Consider the following 15,922-nt stretch of genomic DNA (forward strand, 5'->3'; position numbering starts at 1 on the left):
TTGCGCTCAGGGCCTGGCGGCGTTGAGCGCTCTTATCTGCGCGTCGACCCGGAGGGCCTCCCGGTGCTCTCGGATGCGGGACAGGTAGTATTCCTCGGCGGCGCTTCGATCGACGCCGCAGTCCTCGACCGACGAGGCGCCCAGCGACGGTTCGCCGGGATCGGTGCCGTAGTGGATGACGACGTCCTGAACCCGTCGGCATGACGGCCATCCATCCCCGCTTGGGAAAGACAGCACTTGAAGGAGTCTCAAAGATCGTAAGATTGATCGGTGAAGGACGAGCGTCCTTGGGTATGGACACGCATGGATCACGCTTGCTAGAAACGGCTGGCAACGGAGATCGCGATGGATTCCAAACCTGCCGACCACGTCTCGAAAGATCAACGCGGACCGGCTGGCAAGCGTGTGGGCGGCTACCTCTATCTCCATCGGTCGGCGCAGAATAGCCTTCCCGACAAGGACCGAAACGGTCTTCTCAAGGCTTTGGATGCCGCGCCCGGCGTCGACTGGAACGTCTCGAAGACGTCGGCCGAGCGGGTCTCGCTCCTTCTTTATGAAGACTTCTCCGATCACGCCTTTCCCGCGCTGCTGGCCGCAACCACGATCGACCTTTCCACAGGCACGACGAAGTTCACGGACTATTCCGGACGAGTCAACCCGCCCATCCTCCATCGCAAGGAACTCCTGCTTACGCCGGACGACGCGCGAATCCCAGCGTTCACCGCCATCACTCGGCTCGCGGAGGAGAAGGGACTGTTCGCCGACGCGAAGACGATCGGAACGCGCGACGCCTGGAGCCGCCTCGTGCAGGCGGCCGGTCTCCGCATCGACGGGCCGCGGCTTGTTCCAGCGGACGCCGAGCGCGTCGAGGTCAGCAGGCAGAAGACCGCAATCACGCGCGTAGGCCTGTCGTCGCCCGTCGCCGCGATGATTGAGTGCGGAATGCTCACGAAGGACGACGATCTGTTCGACTACGGCTGCGGCATGGGAGACGACGTCGCGACCCTGCAGGCCGACGGCTACTCCGCATGGGGATGGGATCCGGCGCATCGCCCGGACGGACGGCGCGCTCCGGCCGACGTCGTCAATCTGGGCTTCGTCATCAACGTCATCGAAAACCCACATGAGCGCGCCGAGACGCTGCGGGCCGCGTGGTCGTTCGCCCGCAAGGGGATGACCGTCAGCGCGATGCTGACGGGTCGCGTCGACGTGTCCCGGCAGACTCAGCACGGAGACGGCTATCTGACGACGAGGTCGACGTTCCAGCGCTACTACGCCCAGGACGAGCTCATGCTGTTCGTCAACCAGACCCTAGGCGAGCGCGTCACGCCGATCGGGCAGGGGATCGTCGCGGTCTTCCGTGACAAGGAGCTGGAGCAGCGGGTCGCGATGCGCAAGCGCTCCCGCGCGGATGCAATCATCAGGAGGCACGCCCTTCCGCGTCCTGTGAGGGCGCCGCGCGAAACCCTTCCACCCAGGCCGTCGCTCCTGGAAAGAGTCTCCGACGAGGCCGCCTCCATCTGGGAGACGGCGTTGTCCCTCGGACGGCTGCCGACCGCCGATGAGGTCGATCTCGCGGTGATGGTCTCCCTCTCTGAAAAGAACATTAGCTTCGCCCGCGCATTGCAGGCCTGTTCTGCCTTGTTCGACGTGCCCTTGCTCGACGAGGTCGCGGCGGCCCGACGGGAAGACCTTCTGGTCGAGACGGCTCTCTCGATGTTTCCGGGCGCGCCGCGCTACGCCAGCCTTCCGGTTTCGATGCAAAGGGACGTGCGGCATTTCTTCGGGAGCCACTCCGCTCTTTCTGCGCAGGCCACGACCGAACTCAGCGCGCTCAGGAACTCTTCAAGCCTGCAGGCGGCCTATGACAAGGCCGTCGAAGAAGGGGTCGCGTCGTTGCACGGCGGCGTACTTCGCTTCTCCGGAGCAAGCGCTGCCCGGCTTCCCGTCGCCATTCGGATCATGCTTGGATGCGCGGACATCGTCCGTCCCGGCTTTTCGCAGGGCGACGTGTTCGAGATCGGGCCGAAGCCGGCCTCTCTGAAGGCTATCACGGTCTCCGACATGGAGGCGCCACTTCCCAGGATGGTGGGCATCGTGGACGTCGATCTTGGCCGAGCCTCATCAAGGGAGCGCAAGGCGCAGGATGAAATTTTGTATCTGAAGTCTCGCTATCTGCCGATTGAAGATCCAAAACGAACTGTCCAGGCCGCTTTGGATGACAGACTTCTGGCAACGAATGTTGTAACCAATGAAGGAAAGGGCCCTGCCGGACGCGTCCTTAATGAAATTTTTAGCAAATCGCGGAGCAAGTCCTAGCGACAGGCTCCGCCGGTCAAATGCCGGAGGCCCCGGTACCGCACCGTCCTAATTTTTGATCGCGTTCCCAGGGATCACCAACGGAAGTTTCTCCATGGAGGTTCAGGCACGGCCAAGCAGCGCCTTCGGCTAGTTAGCGTCCCTCATGTGTGGGATAGCGAGAACGCTTACGGCAAGTGCGGCATTCGTTGATGCGGCAGGCAGGCGGGTCACCGTCGCGTGAGTCCGATTCGGCGTGCCACCATCGCCGCTACAAAGATAGATGGACTGCGCGCGGTCCTATTCTGGATTTCGTCAGAAAAGGCTTTTCACGCCTATTCCAGCCCGAAGCAGCAGCTTTTTGGTCCGGGGTCGAATCGTGCGAGCAGGGTTGAATAAGATTTTTTTTCCAATCTGTGCTGGCCCGATCCAGTGGCCGTAAGTGGAGTTAGCCAAGAGAATGTCCCCGGTACTGGCGTTTCTGTTAACCCCGACTAAACCCACCGAAAAGATTATTGTGCTGAACGCGACGTAGACGGGTTTATCGAAGAATTGAATCTCGGAGTCCGTCGTGAGCAACTCCAACTGCGTCTTACCAGACGATTCCCCGCGGTTTCCGAACCTCTCGTCTAGGTACCAGGGGAGATCATCTCGAACTGGGAAACGTCTGCCGAAGTCCTGCGTTTGATATTTGTAGCCGCCATAGATTGGATCTAATATGAAAAACGCTTTCTTAGCGGAGGATGGCAAAGGGAGCTTTCCGGACCTATTTTTTAGGCCGTCACACTCGCCGGGATTTTCGTTGCAATAATCAGCAGTTAGTGGCGTTCCCGCAATGACTATATTGTTAATGACTTGAACCCAGTTCAAGTGGTCATACCCGCCGAGGAGCGCAACTTGCTTTGTAGTAAGCCCCCACCTGGGCTTGAACGAAGCGACTAGCGCGCCGTTTAGGTCACGCCAGGTTACAGCATCTTTCAGAACGTCTTTGAGTGTCGCAATTTGGACGCCGTAGTCACCATTGGGATCCCTGTTATCCTTCCAATAGCAGTCAGCGGCGCCGAATGCGATACTGTCCGCCTTTGCCGGTATTTGTATTATTAACCAAGTTATTGGAACGAGGAAATCTCCCGCAAGGTCTGTTCGCTTGTTTCGGGGACATGTGGGAATAGTATGAAATTCGGCCGGTGGATTGACTCTGCCAGGTGATATTACCTGTCCACGGGATCTAAACGCAGCCAGAAGTGCTGTTGTAGAATCACCGCGTCCGCCGCCATAATCGGCAGCACCCACTGTTCTGACCGCTACAAAATCGCCGCTGGCGAGTCCTAGCTTGCTTAACGACACGAACGCAGGACCTCTCGCACGGTCCGGCCCTCCCTGGTTTTTTGGCAGCGTATTGTCAAACTTGAGCCATGTCCCACGTGGCGAGACTTTAACGAATTTTGGCGCGGGTTCCTTGGCAACTGTGGAACTAGGCTGAAGTAATGCCATTAGAGAAATGCAGAGGCTCACAACCGACGTGAATTTATTCATGTCATATCTCCCGATTACACTAGCTTATACTAATTTTTTGGGTTGGATATAGTTAGTCTCGCCCACTGGACCACGCGGCGCGAAGAGGCGGCTGGCACGGATAACTTCTCCGAATGACGCCGGATCGTGGAGGACGAAAAATGCGTCGCTGAAATCGAAGACCATCGGGCAACTGTTATCCGCCCAAGGTTGACGATGGCTGATGCCTCCCAAGGCTCCTCTTCAGCCAAGCGCGTTACGTCGTATAAATATGGAGGGTGGAGGACAGCGCGGAGGAAGATCGAGCTTCAGACGGCTAAAGTTAACAATCCGAACTATCTGAACGTAAGATGCCTCTCGAGCCGCTCTCGGTCAGACTCGACGCCGAAGTCGTTGAAGACAGCGAAGTGGATGAACGGCTTGAACAGCTCCTACTCTATCTCATAGACGCCGGCGTTGTCCTGCACCTCGCGCAGCCCTTGTAAGATGCATGCCGCAGCTTGCCGTCGTGTGTCCATGCCTGGTATTCAACCTCGGCAGCCAACGTCGGCTTAATCCAGACCACATCCTGGCGCGGGCCGGTATACTTCACCGCCGGCGTTGTCTCTTTTATCTTATCCATCGTCTCGCGAAGCAGTGACGCGCTGCGTTCGTTGAAGCCAGTCCCAACCGAGCCGACATAGAGGCGAGAGTAAGTGACAACGAAAGTTGTCGTGAGCAACTCTAGCTCCATGAAATATTCGGCCCAATATCCATGATGCCGCCAGATGGATAGGTGCATGGAAGCACAAACAAGAAGACTTGAATAGTCTACCCGCTTCGGCAATTGATCCGAAGACCGTACCATCTAAGCGCTCCAGCGCACTCTCCCGATAAGTGCTTAGCAGACCTCTACTCAACTTTGACTATTGACATTTGAATCTAATTTAGCTTCTCTAGATAAGAGGAAGGGAGACGATCATGTCAAAAGATACTGGCCCCGCTGCTCTTGTAAGCCTCAATGAAGTAGTTGAATTACTTACGCAATCCTCTCCAGGTCGGCTCGCCAAGCTACTCGGCGATGGAATCGGACCGCGCGAGTGTGGATGCTATGGTGGTTATTGTGGGTGCGACAGAGCGGTAAATATTACGCTTCGTGCGAAAACATACTCGGAATATGCTTCAAAGAGAGAAGAAGAAATCGCCTCCCTCAAGCAGCGATTGTCCGATCTGGAGAATTCGGACTCGGAGTAAGCACAATTTGGATAGTTCGGGGAGAGCTTCATGCGGATAAGTAGCTACGTTTGTGGTGCGAAAATACCCGAACAAGATGCTTACGTTATTGCGCACGGTTATACTGGCGCAATTGACAAAGTCGCAGGGCATCTTGGCGAGATTCTGCTAGCTCATCGTGGCCAAACTTTGCCATCGCCATCTGATCTCACTCCTGACTTGATTGAGATCATGCGGAAGCGCGGATATTTAACGGACCTTGGTCAGCCAGAAGAAGTGATACTCCTCAAGGAGATTTCGGCAGAGATTCACCGGAGTGATCTAACAAGAAAACCGGTAACATTTTCCATTATTCCTTCCTATGCATGCAACCTCAGATGCCCATACTGTTTTCAGCCCCATAAAATACACTCGACGAACGGCCCGTATGGGGACGTGATTTCCGACGAGCGCATTGGTCAAGTATTCAGCATTATTGACCTAGAAAGACACAGTCGCCCTCAAGCGGATAGTTCGCAGCTACACATTACCTTATTCGGGGGAGAGCCACTATCTCGGCACACTGTTCGCGCCGTAAGTTCAATCGTAGACGCTGTGAGAGCACGAAACGGAAGCCTTAGCGCCATCACTAACGGGCTCGAGCTTGAACATTTTGAATCCATTCTTGGGGTCGAACTCAAAGAAGTGCAGATCACTTTGGATGGACTTGCCGAATTGAACGACAGCCGTCGCACCGGCCCCCAATTTCGATCCACATTCGATAAAATATGCCGGAACATTCAGTTGGCGCTGTCCAAAGGAGCCGAAGCGCAGGTACGAATAAATACCGACGCTACAAATATAGACCAGCTTTTGCCTTTAAACGAAATGTTTAAGTCAAAAGGTTGGTCCAAGAATCCCAACTTTCATCCTTCCGCTGCGGTTGTTCATTCCGCTGGTCAGCGCAAGCAAGCCGAAACAAAGCATCCAATAAGCCATTTGGATTTGCTGAGAGTTACTTTAGGTATGCGCGACGGCGAAGACACGCCTATCGAGAGCTACGAGGGGCTAATACAAACCTTCATTCAGCAAGCGGTCTTCGGCAACGGGTATCCGTATCAAAGCGTAGCGAGCTGTTCTGCAGAGACTGGCCAACTGATGTTTGATCCCTACGGACAAGTGTTTAGTTGTTGGGAAGATGTGGGTTTCTCCGAGTATAAGGTGGCGGATTACGACCAATCGGGACTTCACTACGCGGGAGACGCGTATCAGGATTGGCTCAATCGATCACCCGATAAAATTGATGGCTGCAGTGAATGCCAGTATGCGTTAATCCACAAGTCTGGATGTGGGCAGCACGCCAGAGGTCGGACAGGAAGCATACTGAATTCGGAGTGCGAGTCGTTCAAGCAATATTTTCCTGAGGCGTTTGGACGACTTTACGCAGAACTGGAGCGCAGCATAACTCGCTAGCTGGATTGTTATTCTATTGAGGCGTCCTTTGGCTGAATCGGATTACCTTTGGTTGATACCTACGCCTTGCGTGGGGAACAGGGCTCTGCCGAGGGTGCTCGACCTTGTTGAGGCCGCCATCCATCATGGACACGCCCAAGCGGCTGATTTGCGCCGGGCAATCGCCCCTACGTATGATGAGCTATCACTTGTTGATTTTAGCCTGGATGAAGTCCTCGGCGAGGTAGACTTCGAAGACGGCGGTCAAAGCAGCTTCCTGATGACGGCGCTTGCAAAGTTGCTCGCATCTGACAAACGATTTGGATTCGAAATGGCGCACGACGCCCGGATGCAAGAGAGTGAATTCGCTTTCTATGCGGGGCTCAAGTCATCGGTTTCCAGCGATGCGATCCGAGAAGGCGATACGGTCAATGGGATCGTCGGCTTTGACGTATCAAACGGGGCGCAGTTGGGAAGCCAGCAAGCACTTCGGGCCCTATCGATTTCTCCTCATGGATTGCCACTAAGCGTACTGAGCGGCGTCTGCCAATATACAGAACTCGAACAAATCGGAGTTGTTGATTGTGGCTTTGATAAGTATGCGTACCTTTCTCCTGCCATTGCCGCGAGTATAAGGCGCACAGTGAGCTTAAGCGAGCGGCAAGCGCTTCACAAATCGATTTGGGGTCAGTGGAGCCCAGCGGGCTGGGGTTACTTGCGAAGAGCATTTCATGCCTTTGCTTCAGGGAGCGCTTCGATTGTTAGCAAGGAAGCCCCTGCCGTTCTGATCGGTCTAAATCATTTGTCAAAGCGGGCAATGTATGCGTGCGTTTTACAAATGTGGCGCATGAACTCCGTAAATGAGTTTCTTAATTCTGACAAACTGATAGTCGCGCTCCCTCGGCTTGCAAAGATTTCAGGAAGAAGAAGAGCTGCGTATAGTATATATCAACAATCAATAAGAATGGCTAAGGTGAAAGAAATACAGTGTATGCTGTACTGCGATTTTGCAAACATGCTTGCACTAGAACGGTCGACACAAGCGAAAACAAGGGCGAGAAATTTGGCGGTGAGTGCACTTGAATTCGTGGAAAAGTGTGACAACGCTAACAAGTTTTACTATTCAATTCGACTTCTGAACATATTAGCGCTCCTCGAGTATCAGCAGGGGGACCACTATGAAGCCCTCGATATAGAACAACGTGCTCGCACGTTAATTGAGAGCGCTGAAAATGTGCCGATGGCGGTAATTGAATGGGCCCATGAACTTGTTACATTGAATACGTCTCGAATATTAGTAAGCCGCTTGAACCGTCACGACACGGCTGAACAAATGCTAGATGCAGTGGTTTCAAAGGAGCAGTTCTCAGGAAACGGCGAGGTGGTCATAGAGCTAGCAAAGTTAAAGCTTAGGAATGGGCGTTTTGATGAGGTAATTCATCTTGTTTCGCGTCTTCTCCTTAAGACAGACGCGCTGGGAATTTCACCTCTTCGCGATGTTTTTTGTCACCTGCTAGCGTCTGCGGCTTATGAGGGAAAGGGAGAACGCATTTGTTCGACCGCGCATCTTTCAAAGGCAAAGACGATGTTGAACAAGGACCAAGCGCTCGAACTGGAACGGCGGTTTTCGATGGCTACTAGGTTGCCCAAACGAGAATATGCGAACTCTGATGGCTTATAGTGCGCGTTTTTCTAACCTGAGTGGTTGGTGTGACAGATTGAAATTGGAGGGTTCGGTCGGTGGTTAGCGAGCGGCGCAATAAGATCGGGATGAAATGCGTAACAAGAGTGCTAAGCACGATTGCCTCGCCCGTCTGCTTGGTTGTACTTCTCTGCGCGTCTGCTGGTGCCCCCTCACACGCGGGGGAAAGCGACGTGATGAAGGAAATAGAGGACGGGGGGATTTACTGCAGATCATCAAATTCGGCGATCGACGGATTTTATGCATACGCAGCGAAGACTTGTAAAGGAAAGAAGCAGTGTGTCGTCCGCGCTACAAAAGTTGCTTCAAAAGCGATGTTGCTTTCGCATGGATGCACAGGTTTTTTTGTCGCGCCGGTGTGTGATACTGAGCCGGTGAACATTGAGACGCACGATGTGCTCGGAAGACTGAGCGTATCTTGTTCGCCTTGAAATCGAAGGCTGCGGATGGGCGCGGCTTCCTCCTCCGCGATCAAAGTCGGCTGCGCCCAGACCATGTCCTTCCGGAGACCGTCGTAGGCGACTGGGGGCTTCTTCGTGAACAGCTTCTCGAGCACCTCGCGCGGCATCCCTGTATTTAAAGCCCGTGCCGACCGATCCGACGTATAGGTCGTCGACCTTCCTCGCCGCCAGGAGCAAACTTCCGACAGCCTGCCCCGCCCCGACAGCGGGGCCTCTTTCTATCAGCTCGCCATCTTCATTTCCGACATGTCGTCCGGAAGGACGTGCCCCCCGCGGCATGGGCCGCCTTCACGAACGCATCTCAGGCGATCTCCGGATCGAGGTAGAGTTCCATCGCGTCGGACGTCTTCTCCGCACGGGTCGCTTGCCGGGTGCCGGCGACCTTCTCCACGACGAGGTCCGTGCGCCGGACGCCCAGCCCCTTGCGCTGCAGCTCCTTGACGAGCTGGACCACAAGCCGCCCCACGTACTTGTCGATCGTCTCGGCGGCGCCGACCTTCCCTTTCGTGCCGGCGGCGACGCCCGCGGCGAAGAGGGCCGCCGCTGCTCCGTCGACCGTGCCCGATCCGCCGCCTGCGAATTCGTGCAGAGCGCCGTAGGTGAGGCCTCCGCCGAGAAGCACGGCGTCGATCTCCGGTATTCCAAAAGGTAGGCAGCCCTTCCGCTTCGCGACGCCGCCTTCAAGAGCAGCGATGCGCTCGCGGAGATCGGCGATGGCTACCTCGCGGGCAGCCGACATCGTTGGCGAATCCTTCGAAATCGCGTTGAAAGGACGACGTCATGGGCGGCCCGGCGACCGACATGACGGCTTGAAGTTTGACTGGGCGGTGCCAGCCGCGACGTAGGGCTGCCCCATAGCACAAGGAGGTGATGTCGGCAGAGCCCCAGTCATAAAGAAAGGGCGCCGTTGCGAGCGCCCTTCCGTTGTTGAAGCTAAAAGCAGAAGAACCAGATGAGCAGCGCGACGATCCGATATACGGTGCGCGGGTCAATCCGGAGCTTTAGATTGAACTGAAGTTCCACTGAAGGTTCCTCAGGTCTGCCCGGCAAACCCTTATTGGGGTGAATGTCGGAGTTCTAGAACTCATGGAATGAGTATTGCGGCATGCTGAAGGCGGCGTCCCGCCAAATTGTGTGATCTTTCTCGTGCTTCTGTTCGCTGATCGTTTTTGCTGTTTCGTTCTTCGTGCTTCGGTTTTTCTACTCTGAGCTTCGTGTTTGCTTTTTACTGTTCGCTGTGTCGGTTTTCGTGCTTGCTTTTTCGATTTGTGCGTTTGGTACGTTTGGCGCTTGGCTTTTTGGATATCCAAGACTGAAATGTGTATTCATTCTCAGGTCTGCAAGAGGTTGCAAAGATCTTTCTTACTACCCGAATCAGATATAGCTTCGGGCAATTATCGGGTGGGGATTCGCATGCGGCGATATATTGCTTTGGTTGCGATCTTGGCGTCGGTTAAAACCGCCCATGCCGGCTTCTGGGACGGCAACTTCTTGTACCGCAACTGTCAAGGCGACAGCGGCTTCGTCAACGGATACGTCACCGGATGGATCGACAAATGGGGTGTCGATTCCTATTGGGTCGATTCCGCCTGGCAGGACGAGAAGCATGATACTGGCTTGGACTACGTTCGCAGAACGATGCTGAAGGGCGGTATCGGCCGAAAGATTTGCCTGCCCCCAAAAGCAACATCTGGTCAGCTCAGCGACGTGTTTTGTAAGTTCTTGAAGGAAAACCCTGCCAAGCGCGCTGATCCGGCAGATGGATTGCTCGGCGAGGCACTCCATGATGCTTTCCCGTGTGGTAAGTGAGGGTATCCAGATGCACGGCAAGGGCTTCAAATGGATCGGCCACGACCTCATCGGGCTCGGCGGAGATATCGGCAAGGAAACGCATTTTAAGCGAGCTTGGTGTAACGTCGTCGTCCAGGTTGAGCAGTATTCGATCTCGTACGTCGCTCGTGCCTATGACCACAATCATGAAGATCTGCCGGGGTTTCCGCTGACTCGTTCGGCCCCGGACAATATCGAGGAGGCTCAACGCGAACGCCTTCTACCCGAGCAATGGGATGGTCACGTTATCCAGGGGCGTGGGAAGATGGTGCACCATCCGATCGTTTGGTCGAACTTTGCGGCAGGACGACCGGGAGAAGTCCGCACCGTCGAACCGTTCGAGGCCTACTTCGAGAATATCGATTTCTGGCTCTCCGGTAGCAACAAGCATACCTATGGCAAGCTCATCACGTCGAAGCTCCAGTTCGAGGAGGCGAAGCTGAGGGCGAGGCTTTATCTCGAGCCTGAACGTTTGAAGGCGTTCGTGACAGAGCTGAGGTCGGCGCCTGGTGGTGCAGGGTTTATCTTAGATATCCTCGCCTCGATTTTCTACGCCAGAAACGAGAATGGCGAATACATGCCGATGTACGTGATGCCGCATGGCGTCCTGAATTCAGCCGAGGCGGTCATTTCAAGCATGACTGTGCATCTAAAAGACAGTCGGGTGGTCGATCAATGAACAAAAGAATTACCGGCCTGGTTCTGGTCGGCATCGCGTTGTCGACGTGTGAAACGACGTCCGCCTCCGCATCGCCAAATATGAGGTCGCTGCCGGAGTTTCAGGCGCATATGCAGTGCTTGCGCTATAGGGCCGGCGAGGACGCCAACGCAAACGCCTCACCATTGGAGCTGGGTATACGCTGAAGTGTGTCCTGTTCCAGCCGAAGCTCTTCAGTCAGGTTTCGACGAAGCTCCTCCTCAGTCGCGCGGCCCTTGCGAGTGCCTTGACAGGCCTACCCGCGGCGGATTCCTTTCCAATCCTCTAATTCAATTCGATGCTTCTTGCCCCGGACATCCGCAGTTCGATCATGATTAGATTGATGCGGTTGACGACGCCCGCGCGGAAAGCATAGCCGGTGCCACGGTACAGCGAGCAGATCGCAGTCAGCATGCTGTGCAGGGCTTCGAACCTCTCGACCACGGCCTTATTGAGGGCAAAGCGGTAGGTGTCGGATGGAACGCTGACCTCTCCTCCCTTTAGGATCACCAGGAGGGGCAGCGGCACATCCATGACGTCGCCGAACCTCAAACGGACTGGAACGTCGAATACGATAGCGCTAGCATCACGAACTGCGTGAGCATTGTCATTTGGATTCACGTCCATCGAGTACCTTTCTTTATCGACGTTCCTACCTTCAAATGAGAGGAGCCTGCGCACGATGGACGCGCGACGTCGCGCGGACCGGCGGCGCCGTTCGGTAGCGCCGCTCCAGAGGGGATGGCGCCGACGTCGGCGCCACGAAAGGCAGCGACCGTTCTCGCGCCCCTTTGATACGAAGAGCCGCGACTTCTGACGGTTGCGTATCGAGCGGTCTTGACAACTCACTGTCACCGTCCCTAATTCCTGAGCACGAGCGATCGCTTGTTGAAGACGCAGCCGAACTTCTCTTCGAGAACGGGCTGCAGCTCGTCCGACATCAGGAGCCAAACAGTTCCATCGGGGCAGGCCGGGTCGCGAACGGCCAGTCCAACGTCCTGGAGAAACCGGGTGACGACAGGATCCGGGGCAACAAATGTCTGGAACGTCATCGTCCCATCGGGACCGGCCGTCTTTTGCAAGACGCTTGTGGACGGACCGATCTCGCTGGCTAGAAGAGCGGCTTGCCCTGAAAGCCGATGCTCGAGCAGCGGATCGACGCCTGCGATTTCGACGTAGTGATGAAGGCCTTCGATCGAGCAGAAATCCTCGTCGCCCGCTACGTCGGACGGATCTCCAGGCCACACGATGATCGCGTCATCGAGATCCTCAGCGGCACATTGCCAGCGAAGTTCGGATTCACGATTTATCAGCAACATACGACGGGCAGTGATCACGTCACGAACCACCTCGGCCTCGTCACGCCCGCCTACGAACACCACCATCTTCCCGAGAACGTCGTCCAGAAGTAAGGGCAGCGCGCCGACGAAGCCCACGCCCCCGTCGCCCAAGGGAATCAGAAGCTCGATGGCGTGCTGGCCCTCGTTGTTCCAACTGAAGACACCTTCAAATTCCGCTTCCGGCCTACCGTCGATAACGTCGCCAAAGAACTCGAGATGTTTGATGTAATCCGTCTCTAGGGCGACGCCGTAAAGGGCCTCCCGGAACTCCAGATGTTCGGAGAGGTCGACAGCTCCCAAATTTTGAAAGGTCAGCCGCGCCGGGCTCAGGATTCTAAAAAAGCTATTCGGAAATCCCGGCACGAACGCCCCGAGACGCAATTGAGCGAGAAGCACTTCGAACTGCCCGGCGGCGGCAGTCAGCAGCCCGTCGCACGGAAGCGCGCCTTCCACCTTGCGGATACATTTCCGGTCGGACCAGTATTGCGACCTCTCGTCGACCACATACACCGCCCAGTCTTCGATCGATCCTAATTGCTCCTCTGCAGGCGCATGCGGGAGTATGTCTAATAGTTTTCCAGAGCTCATCGTGCCTCACAACTTTCCTCTTGACGCAAGGTGGCCCGTGTGTGTGTCCCCACCCGCCCGCATGAGACTGCACATCCCCGCGGGCGGGTCAATTCCCGGCTAACGTGCTGGAATCCTTGCGGTTCGAAAATCGGCGCGGAGGGAGACGACCGACACGCCACGGCGTCGAATCCTTAAGGGGCACTGTTTTTTCAGCGAAACCGCCTTCAGAATTTTTCGGGTCATCACACGCGGGTCCTTGGTCAAGAATGCGATCGACAAAGGATTCGACGATGTGCGATTTTTTCAAAAAAAAAGGAAAAAAGTTGGGATCACCAACCCGAAACCATGTTCGACGAGGTCCGACGGGTGCGGAACGCCTGGAAATCGAATCAGTAGGACATGGACCTCGCAAACACGGGAGCGCTCGATCTCGACTTTACCGACCGGGTTGCCTCGAACCAGACATCGCTCGTCAATAATCTCAAGAAGAGCTACGACTTCATCGTCTGCGGCGCGGGCACAAGCGGCTCGGTCGTTGCAAGGCCGCTCGCCGAAAGCCCTCTCGTAAACTTCCTGCTAATTGAGGCGGCAGCGACGACGTGCCGGCGGTCACCGAAGCTCTGAGTCGGCCGGAGATCCGAGCTTTTTATGGACGCCACTCCTGACTATTCCGATCGTCGAGTTCGCGGTCTAGGTAAACGCGCCGCTGATGAGAGCGAGATGCATGAAACGCTTGAGGAAAATTGCCGGCAAGCCGGGCCTTGGCATCGAACTCTTCGGCGTATAGTCCAACATGATTGGCTTGGTTTGGAATCGCTTCGAAAACCCGGCGAGCCTTTGTCGTCTCTCCGGCCGTGCTAGACACTCGCCATACCAGAACGAGCAGGCAGGACGGCGAGCTTTTCCGTTAAAAGGCCTCCCGAACCCCTGCATCACTTGCAAACCACTTTCGACCATTCCAGGGTTGGCAGTTATCGACAATATTCGTGACCGTCGAAACTTTGCCGTTGCATGCACCGCCGAAATTATCACCGCAACGGAACCTCTCGCTTGATTTCCATCCGCCGATCGACGACTAGCTCCGCGGCCATTCTCATTAGTCTGGCCTTCTCTTTGCCAAGCAACTCCTTGGCCGCACGATATTCTCTGCTAAGGATGCCGCTGATCTCTGCATGATACTCCGGTGGGGGCATAAAGCCTGCGGCGATCTTCTCCCGGTCTACGTGGAATCGCATGCTCTTCCCCATACCATAGGATAGAACCATCTGTGTGGCGATTTGGGTCGCAGTGTCGAGGTCAGATCCGGTTGCGCCCGCGCCTCCAATCGAACGGGAACCTTGAACGACCTCTTCCGCCGCCATCCCGGCAAGCGCAATGCGTATCCTTGCAAGAAGCGTCGCTTCGGTCGGAAGAACCGTCTCGGTCATCTGATATCGAACCCTGCCCCCTTCCTGCAGAACGGAACCTCCCTCACAGATACTGTCCTCAAGTTCGACGACAAGATCATCAACCAGCCTGCTCGCCAACGCGACGAGCACGTGACCACACTCGTGTACGGCGATGCGCAGTACTGCGGCCTCGGGGAGCTTGGTTTTACGGGGGAGACTGGCTTTGAGATCCTCCATCGTCACCGCTCTCTCATTGGTCCGAGCATTCCGCTTCGCCCTCCGCGCCAGCTTCTGAAGATCCGCGGGCGTCGCGGTTCGCAGGGCGTCGGTGACCTTCCGAATCTGCGACGCGTCGATCGCGTGTGCGACGTGATAGCCCAATATGGCAGCTCGCTCGGCATCATTGGGAAGATCTATGTGAAAATGCTCCTCGAAACGACCAGACCGAAGTACGGCCGGATCGACGTCTTCCAGCCGATTTGTGGCTCCGACCAGCACGACGCCTTCGATATCGACCAACCCGTTAGAAAGTTCGAGGAAGCAGTTGACGACGTTGGATTCATAGTAGGCGTTTCGTCCTCGCGATCCTCGTCGGCCGATCCCGTCGAGTTCATCGACGAAGAGGATTGCGCATTTCTTCGATCTGGCCTCTGCGAAAGACGCCCGCATCGCCCTGAGCATGTCGCCCAGATATCCCTCCCCGCTCGCTTGCCAGGCCGAAACTGAGGTGGCGACCAACGGGATTTCAAGTTCGGCGGCAAGCGCCGCTGCGAAAAGCGTCTTGCCGGTCCCAGGCGCCCCATAAAGGACCGCGCCGTGATCGACGTCCTTCCAATCCAGCCGGCCCGCTCTCCAATCCAGCAGATCTTGCTTCAGAGCTGCGACCCATGGCCGGACCGGTGCGAACCCTGGCAGTTCACCTAGCCGGGATGTCGAAATGTGATTGGGGCTGGTCCCGTGGATGAGTTCGAAATCAATGTTCGATAGTGACCGACGCCCAGCCAAACATTCGATCGCGCGCATGTCCTGTCGGGCCAACCTCGCTAAAATGTCCCGCGGCAGCGCAGGAAGACCGGCTAGCTTGCGTCCAGCAGCAATGTGTCGAGCGGTCGGAGGCGACACATGCACGATGACGTCCGCCGCCCGCCGCACCTGTTCGGGCACGATGTCGAACGAAGTAGAAAGTATGATCAGTTGGCGATGAGCGCCAAGGGTATCGATCCAATCCCCTGTTTTGGGCCTCGTCGAACACTCGATGACGTGAACCAGCCTCCGAGATACATCGCGCTGGAGAAGTGATCTCCTTTCACCCGTTATCAGAAGCTCGGCGGCGCGTTCATACCTACGGATCCACTTCTCATCGACGATGACCACAAAGATTCCGCGCGTGTTTCCCCTGAACTGTCCAAAGGGTTTCAACGTAGCCCGGAGCGAACTGCTGGAAAGGAAGGCGCCCAGATTTCGCTTCAGTTCTTTGA

At 56.0% G+C, this 15,922-nt stretch carries 10 protein-coding genes and 3 pseudogenes; 6 read left to right on the forward strand and 7 right to left on the reverse strand.

Features of this window, described 5'->3' with window-relative positions:
- Positions 1–6 precede the first annotated feature (6 nt).
- Complete coding sequence (locus AC1DMK_RS08940; RefSeq protein WP_477858443.1) at positions 7–237, reverse strand: hypothetical protein; 231 nt, start codon at positions 235–237, stop codon at positions 7–9.
- Positions 238–405: 168 nt separating this feature from the next.
- Between AC1DMK_RS08940 and AC1DMK_RS08945 the strand changes: the two genes are divergently transcribed.
- Positions 406–2,319, forward strand: a complete 1,914-nt coding sequence (locus AC1DMK_RS08945) for a DNA phosphorothioation-associated putative methyltransferase (RefSeq protein WP_477858444.1) — start codon at positions 406–408, stop codon at positions 2,317–2,319.
- Between the two features lie 294 nt (positions 2,320–2,613).
- On the opposite strand, the gene AC1DMK_RS08950 is transcribed toward AC1DMK_RS08945, so the two are convergent.
- Together AC1DMK_RS08950 and AC1DMK_RS08955 are read right to left on the reverse strand one after the other, a co-directional pair.
- Positions 2,614–3,834, reverse strand: coding sequence for a hypothetical protein (locus tag AC1DMK_RS08950; RefSeq protein WP_477858446.1), 1,221 nt, complete (start codon positions 3,832–3,834; stop codon positions 2,614–2,616).
- 410 nt (positions 3,835–4,244) lie between these two features.
- Positions 4,245–4,498, reverse strand: a pseudogene (locus tag AC1DMK_RS08955) (ATP dependent DNA ligase); the annotation flags it as partial.
- A gap of 578 nt (positions 4,499–5,076) precedes the next feature.
- On the opposite strand from AC1DMK_RS08955, the gene AC1DMK_RS08960 reads away from it, so the two are divergent.
- On the forward strand, positions 5,077–6,477 hold the full coding sequence (locus AC1DMK_RS08960) for a radical SAM protein (protein WP_477858447.1): 1,401 nt from the start codon (positions 5,077–5,079) through the stop codon (positions 6,475–6,477).
- A 94-nt stretch (positions 6,478–6,571) separates the two neighbouring features.
- Positions 6,572–8,137, forward strand: a complete 1,566-nt coding sequence (locus AC1DMK_RS08965; RefSeq protein WP_477858449.1) for a hypothetical protein — start codon at positions 6,572–6,574, stop codon at positions 8,135–8,137.
- 975 nt (positions 8,138–9,112) lie between these two features.
- Here the strand turns inward: AC1DMK_RS08965 and AC1DMK_RS08970 are convergent.
- A pseudogene (locus AC1DMK_RS08970) lies at positions 9,113–9,358 on the reverse strand (damage-inducible mutagenesis protein); the annotation flags it as partial.
- Positions 9,359–10,050: 692 nt separating this feature from the next.
- Between AC1DMK_RS08970 and AC1DMK_RS08975 the strand changes: the two are divergent.
- On the forward strand, positions 10,051–10,428 hold the full coding sequence (locus AC1DMK_RS08975; protein ID WP_477858451.1) for a Rap1a/Tai family immunity protein: 378 nt from the start codon (positions 10,051–10,053) through the stop codon (positions 10,426–10,428).
- A 10-nt stretch (positions 10,429–10,438) separates the two neighbouring features.
- The gene (locus AC1DMK_RS08980) at positions 10,439–11,128 is read left to right on the forward strand and encodes a hypothetical protein (RefSeq protein WP_477858453.1); all 690 of its coding nucleotides are present in this window, start codon (positions 10,439–10,441) and stop codon (positions 11,126–11,128) included.
- A gap of 303 nt (positions 11,129–11,431) precedes the next feature.
- On the opposite strand, the gene AC1DMK_RS08985 is transcribed toward AC1DMK_RS08980, so the two are convergent.
- Together AC1DMK_RS08985 and AC1DMK_RS08990 are read right to left on the reverse strand one after the other, a co-directional pair.
- On the reverse strand, positions 11,432–11,680 hold the full coding sequence (locus tag AC1DMK_RS08985) for a hypothetical protein (RefSeq protein ID WP_477858455.1): 249 nt from the start codon (positions 11,678–11,680) through the stop codon (positions 11,432–11,434).
- Between the two features lie 326 nt (positions 11,681–12,006).
- Positions 12,007–13,074, reverse strand: coding sequence for a hypothetical protein (locus AC1DMK_RS08990; protein ID WP_477858456.1), 1,068 nt, complete (start codon positions 13,072–13,074; stop codon positions 12,007–12,009).
- A 381-nt stretch (positions 13,075–13,455) separates the two neighbouring features.
- On the opposite strand from AC1DMK_RS08990, the pseudogene AC1DMK_RS08995 reads away from it, so the two are divergent.
- Positions 13,456–13,653: pseudogene (locus AC1DMK_RS08995) on the forward strand (GMC family oxidoreductase); the annotation flags it as partial.
- A gap of 431 nt (positions 13,654–14,084) precedes the next feature.
- Here AC1DMK_RS08995 and AC1DMK_RS09000 read toward each other — a convergent pair.
- Positions 14,085–15,818: an AAA family ATPase gene (locus tag AC1DMK_RS09000; RefSeq protein WP_477858458.1), complete on the reverse strand. Its 1,734-nt coding sequence runs from the start codon at positions 15,816–15,818 to the stop codon at positions 14,085–14,087.
- Positions 15,819–15,922 lie beyond the last annotated feature (104 nt).

It is taken from the genome of Rhizobium sp. 05L419, assembly GCF_056397845.1.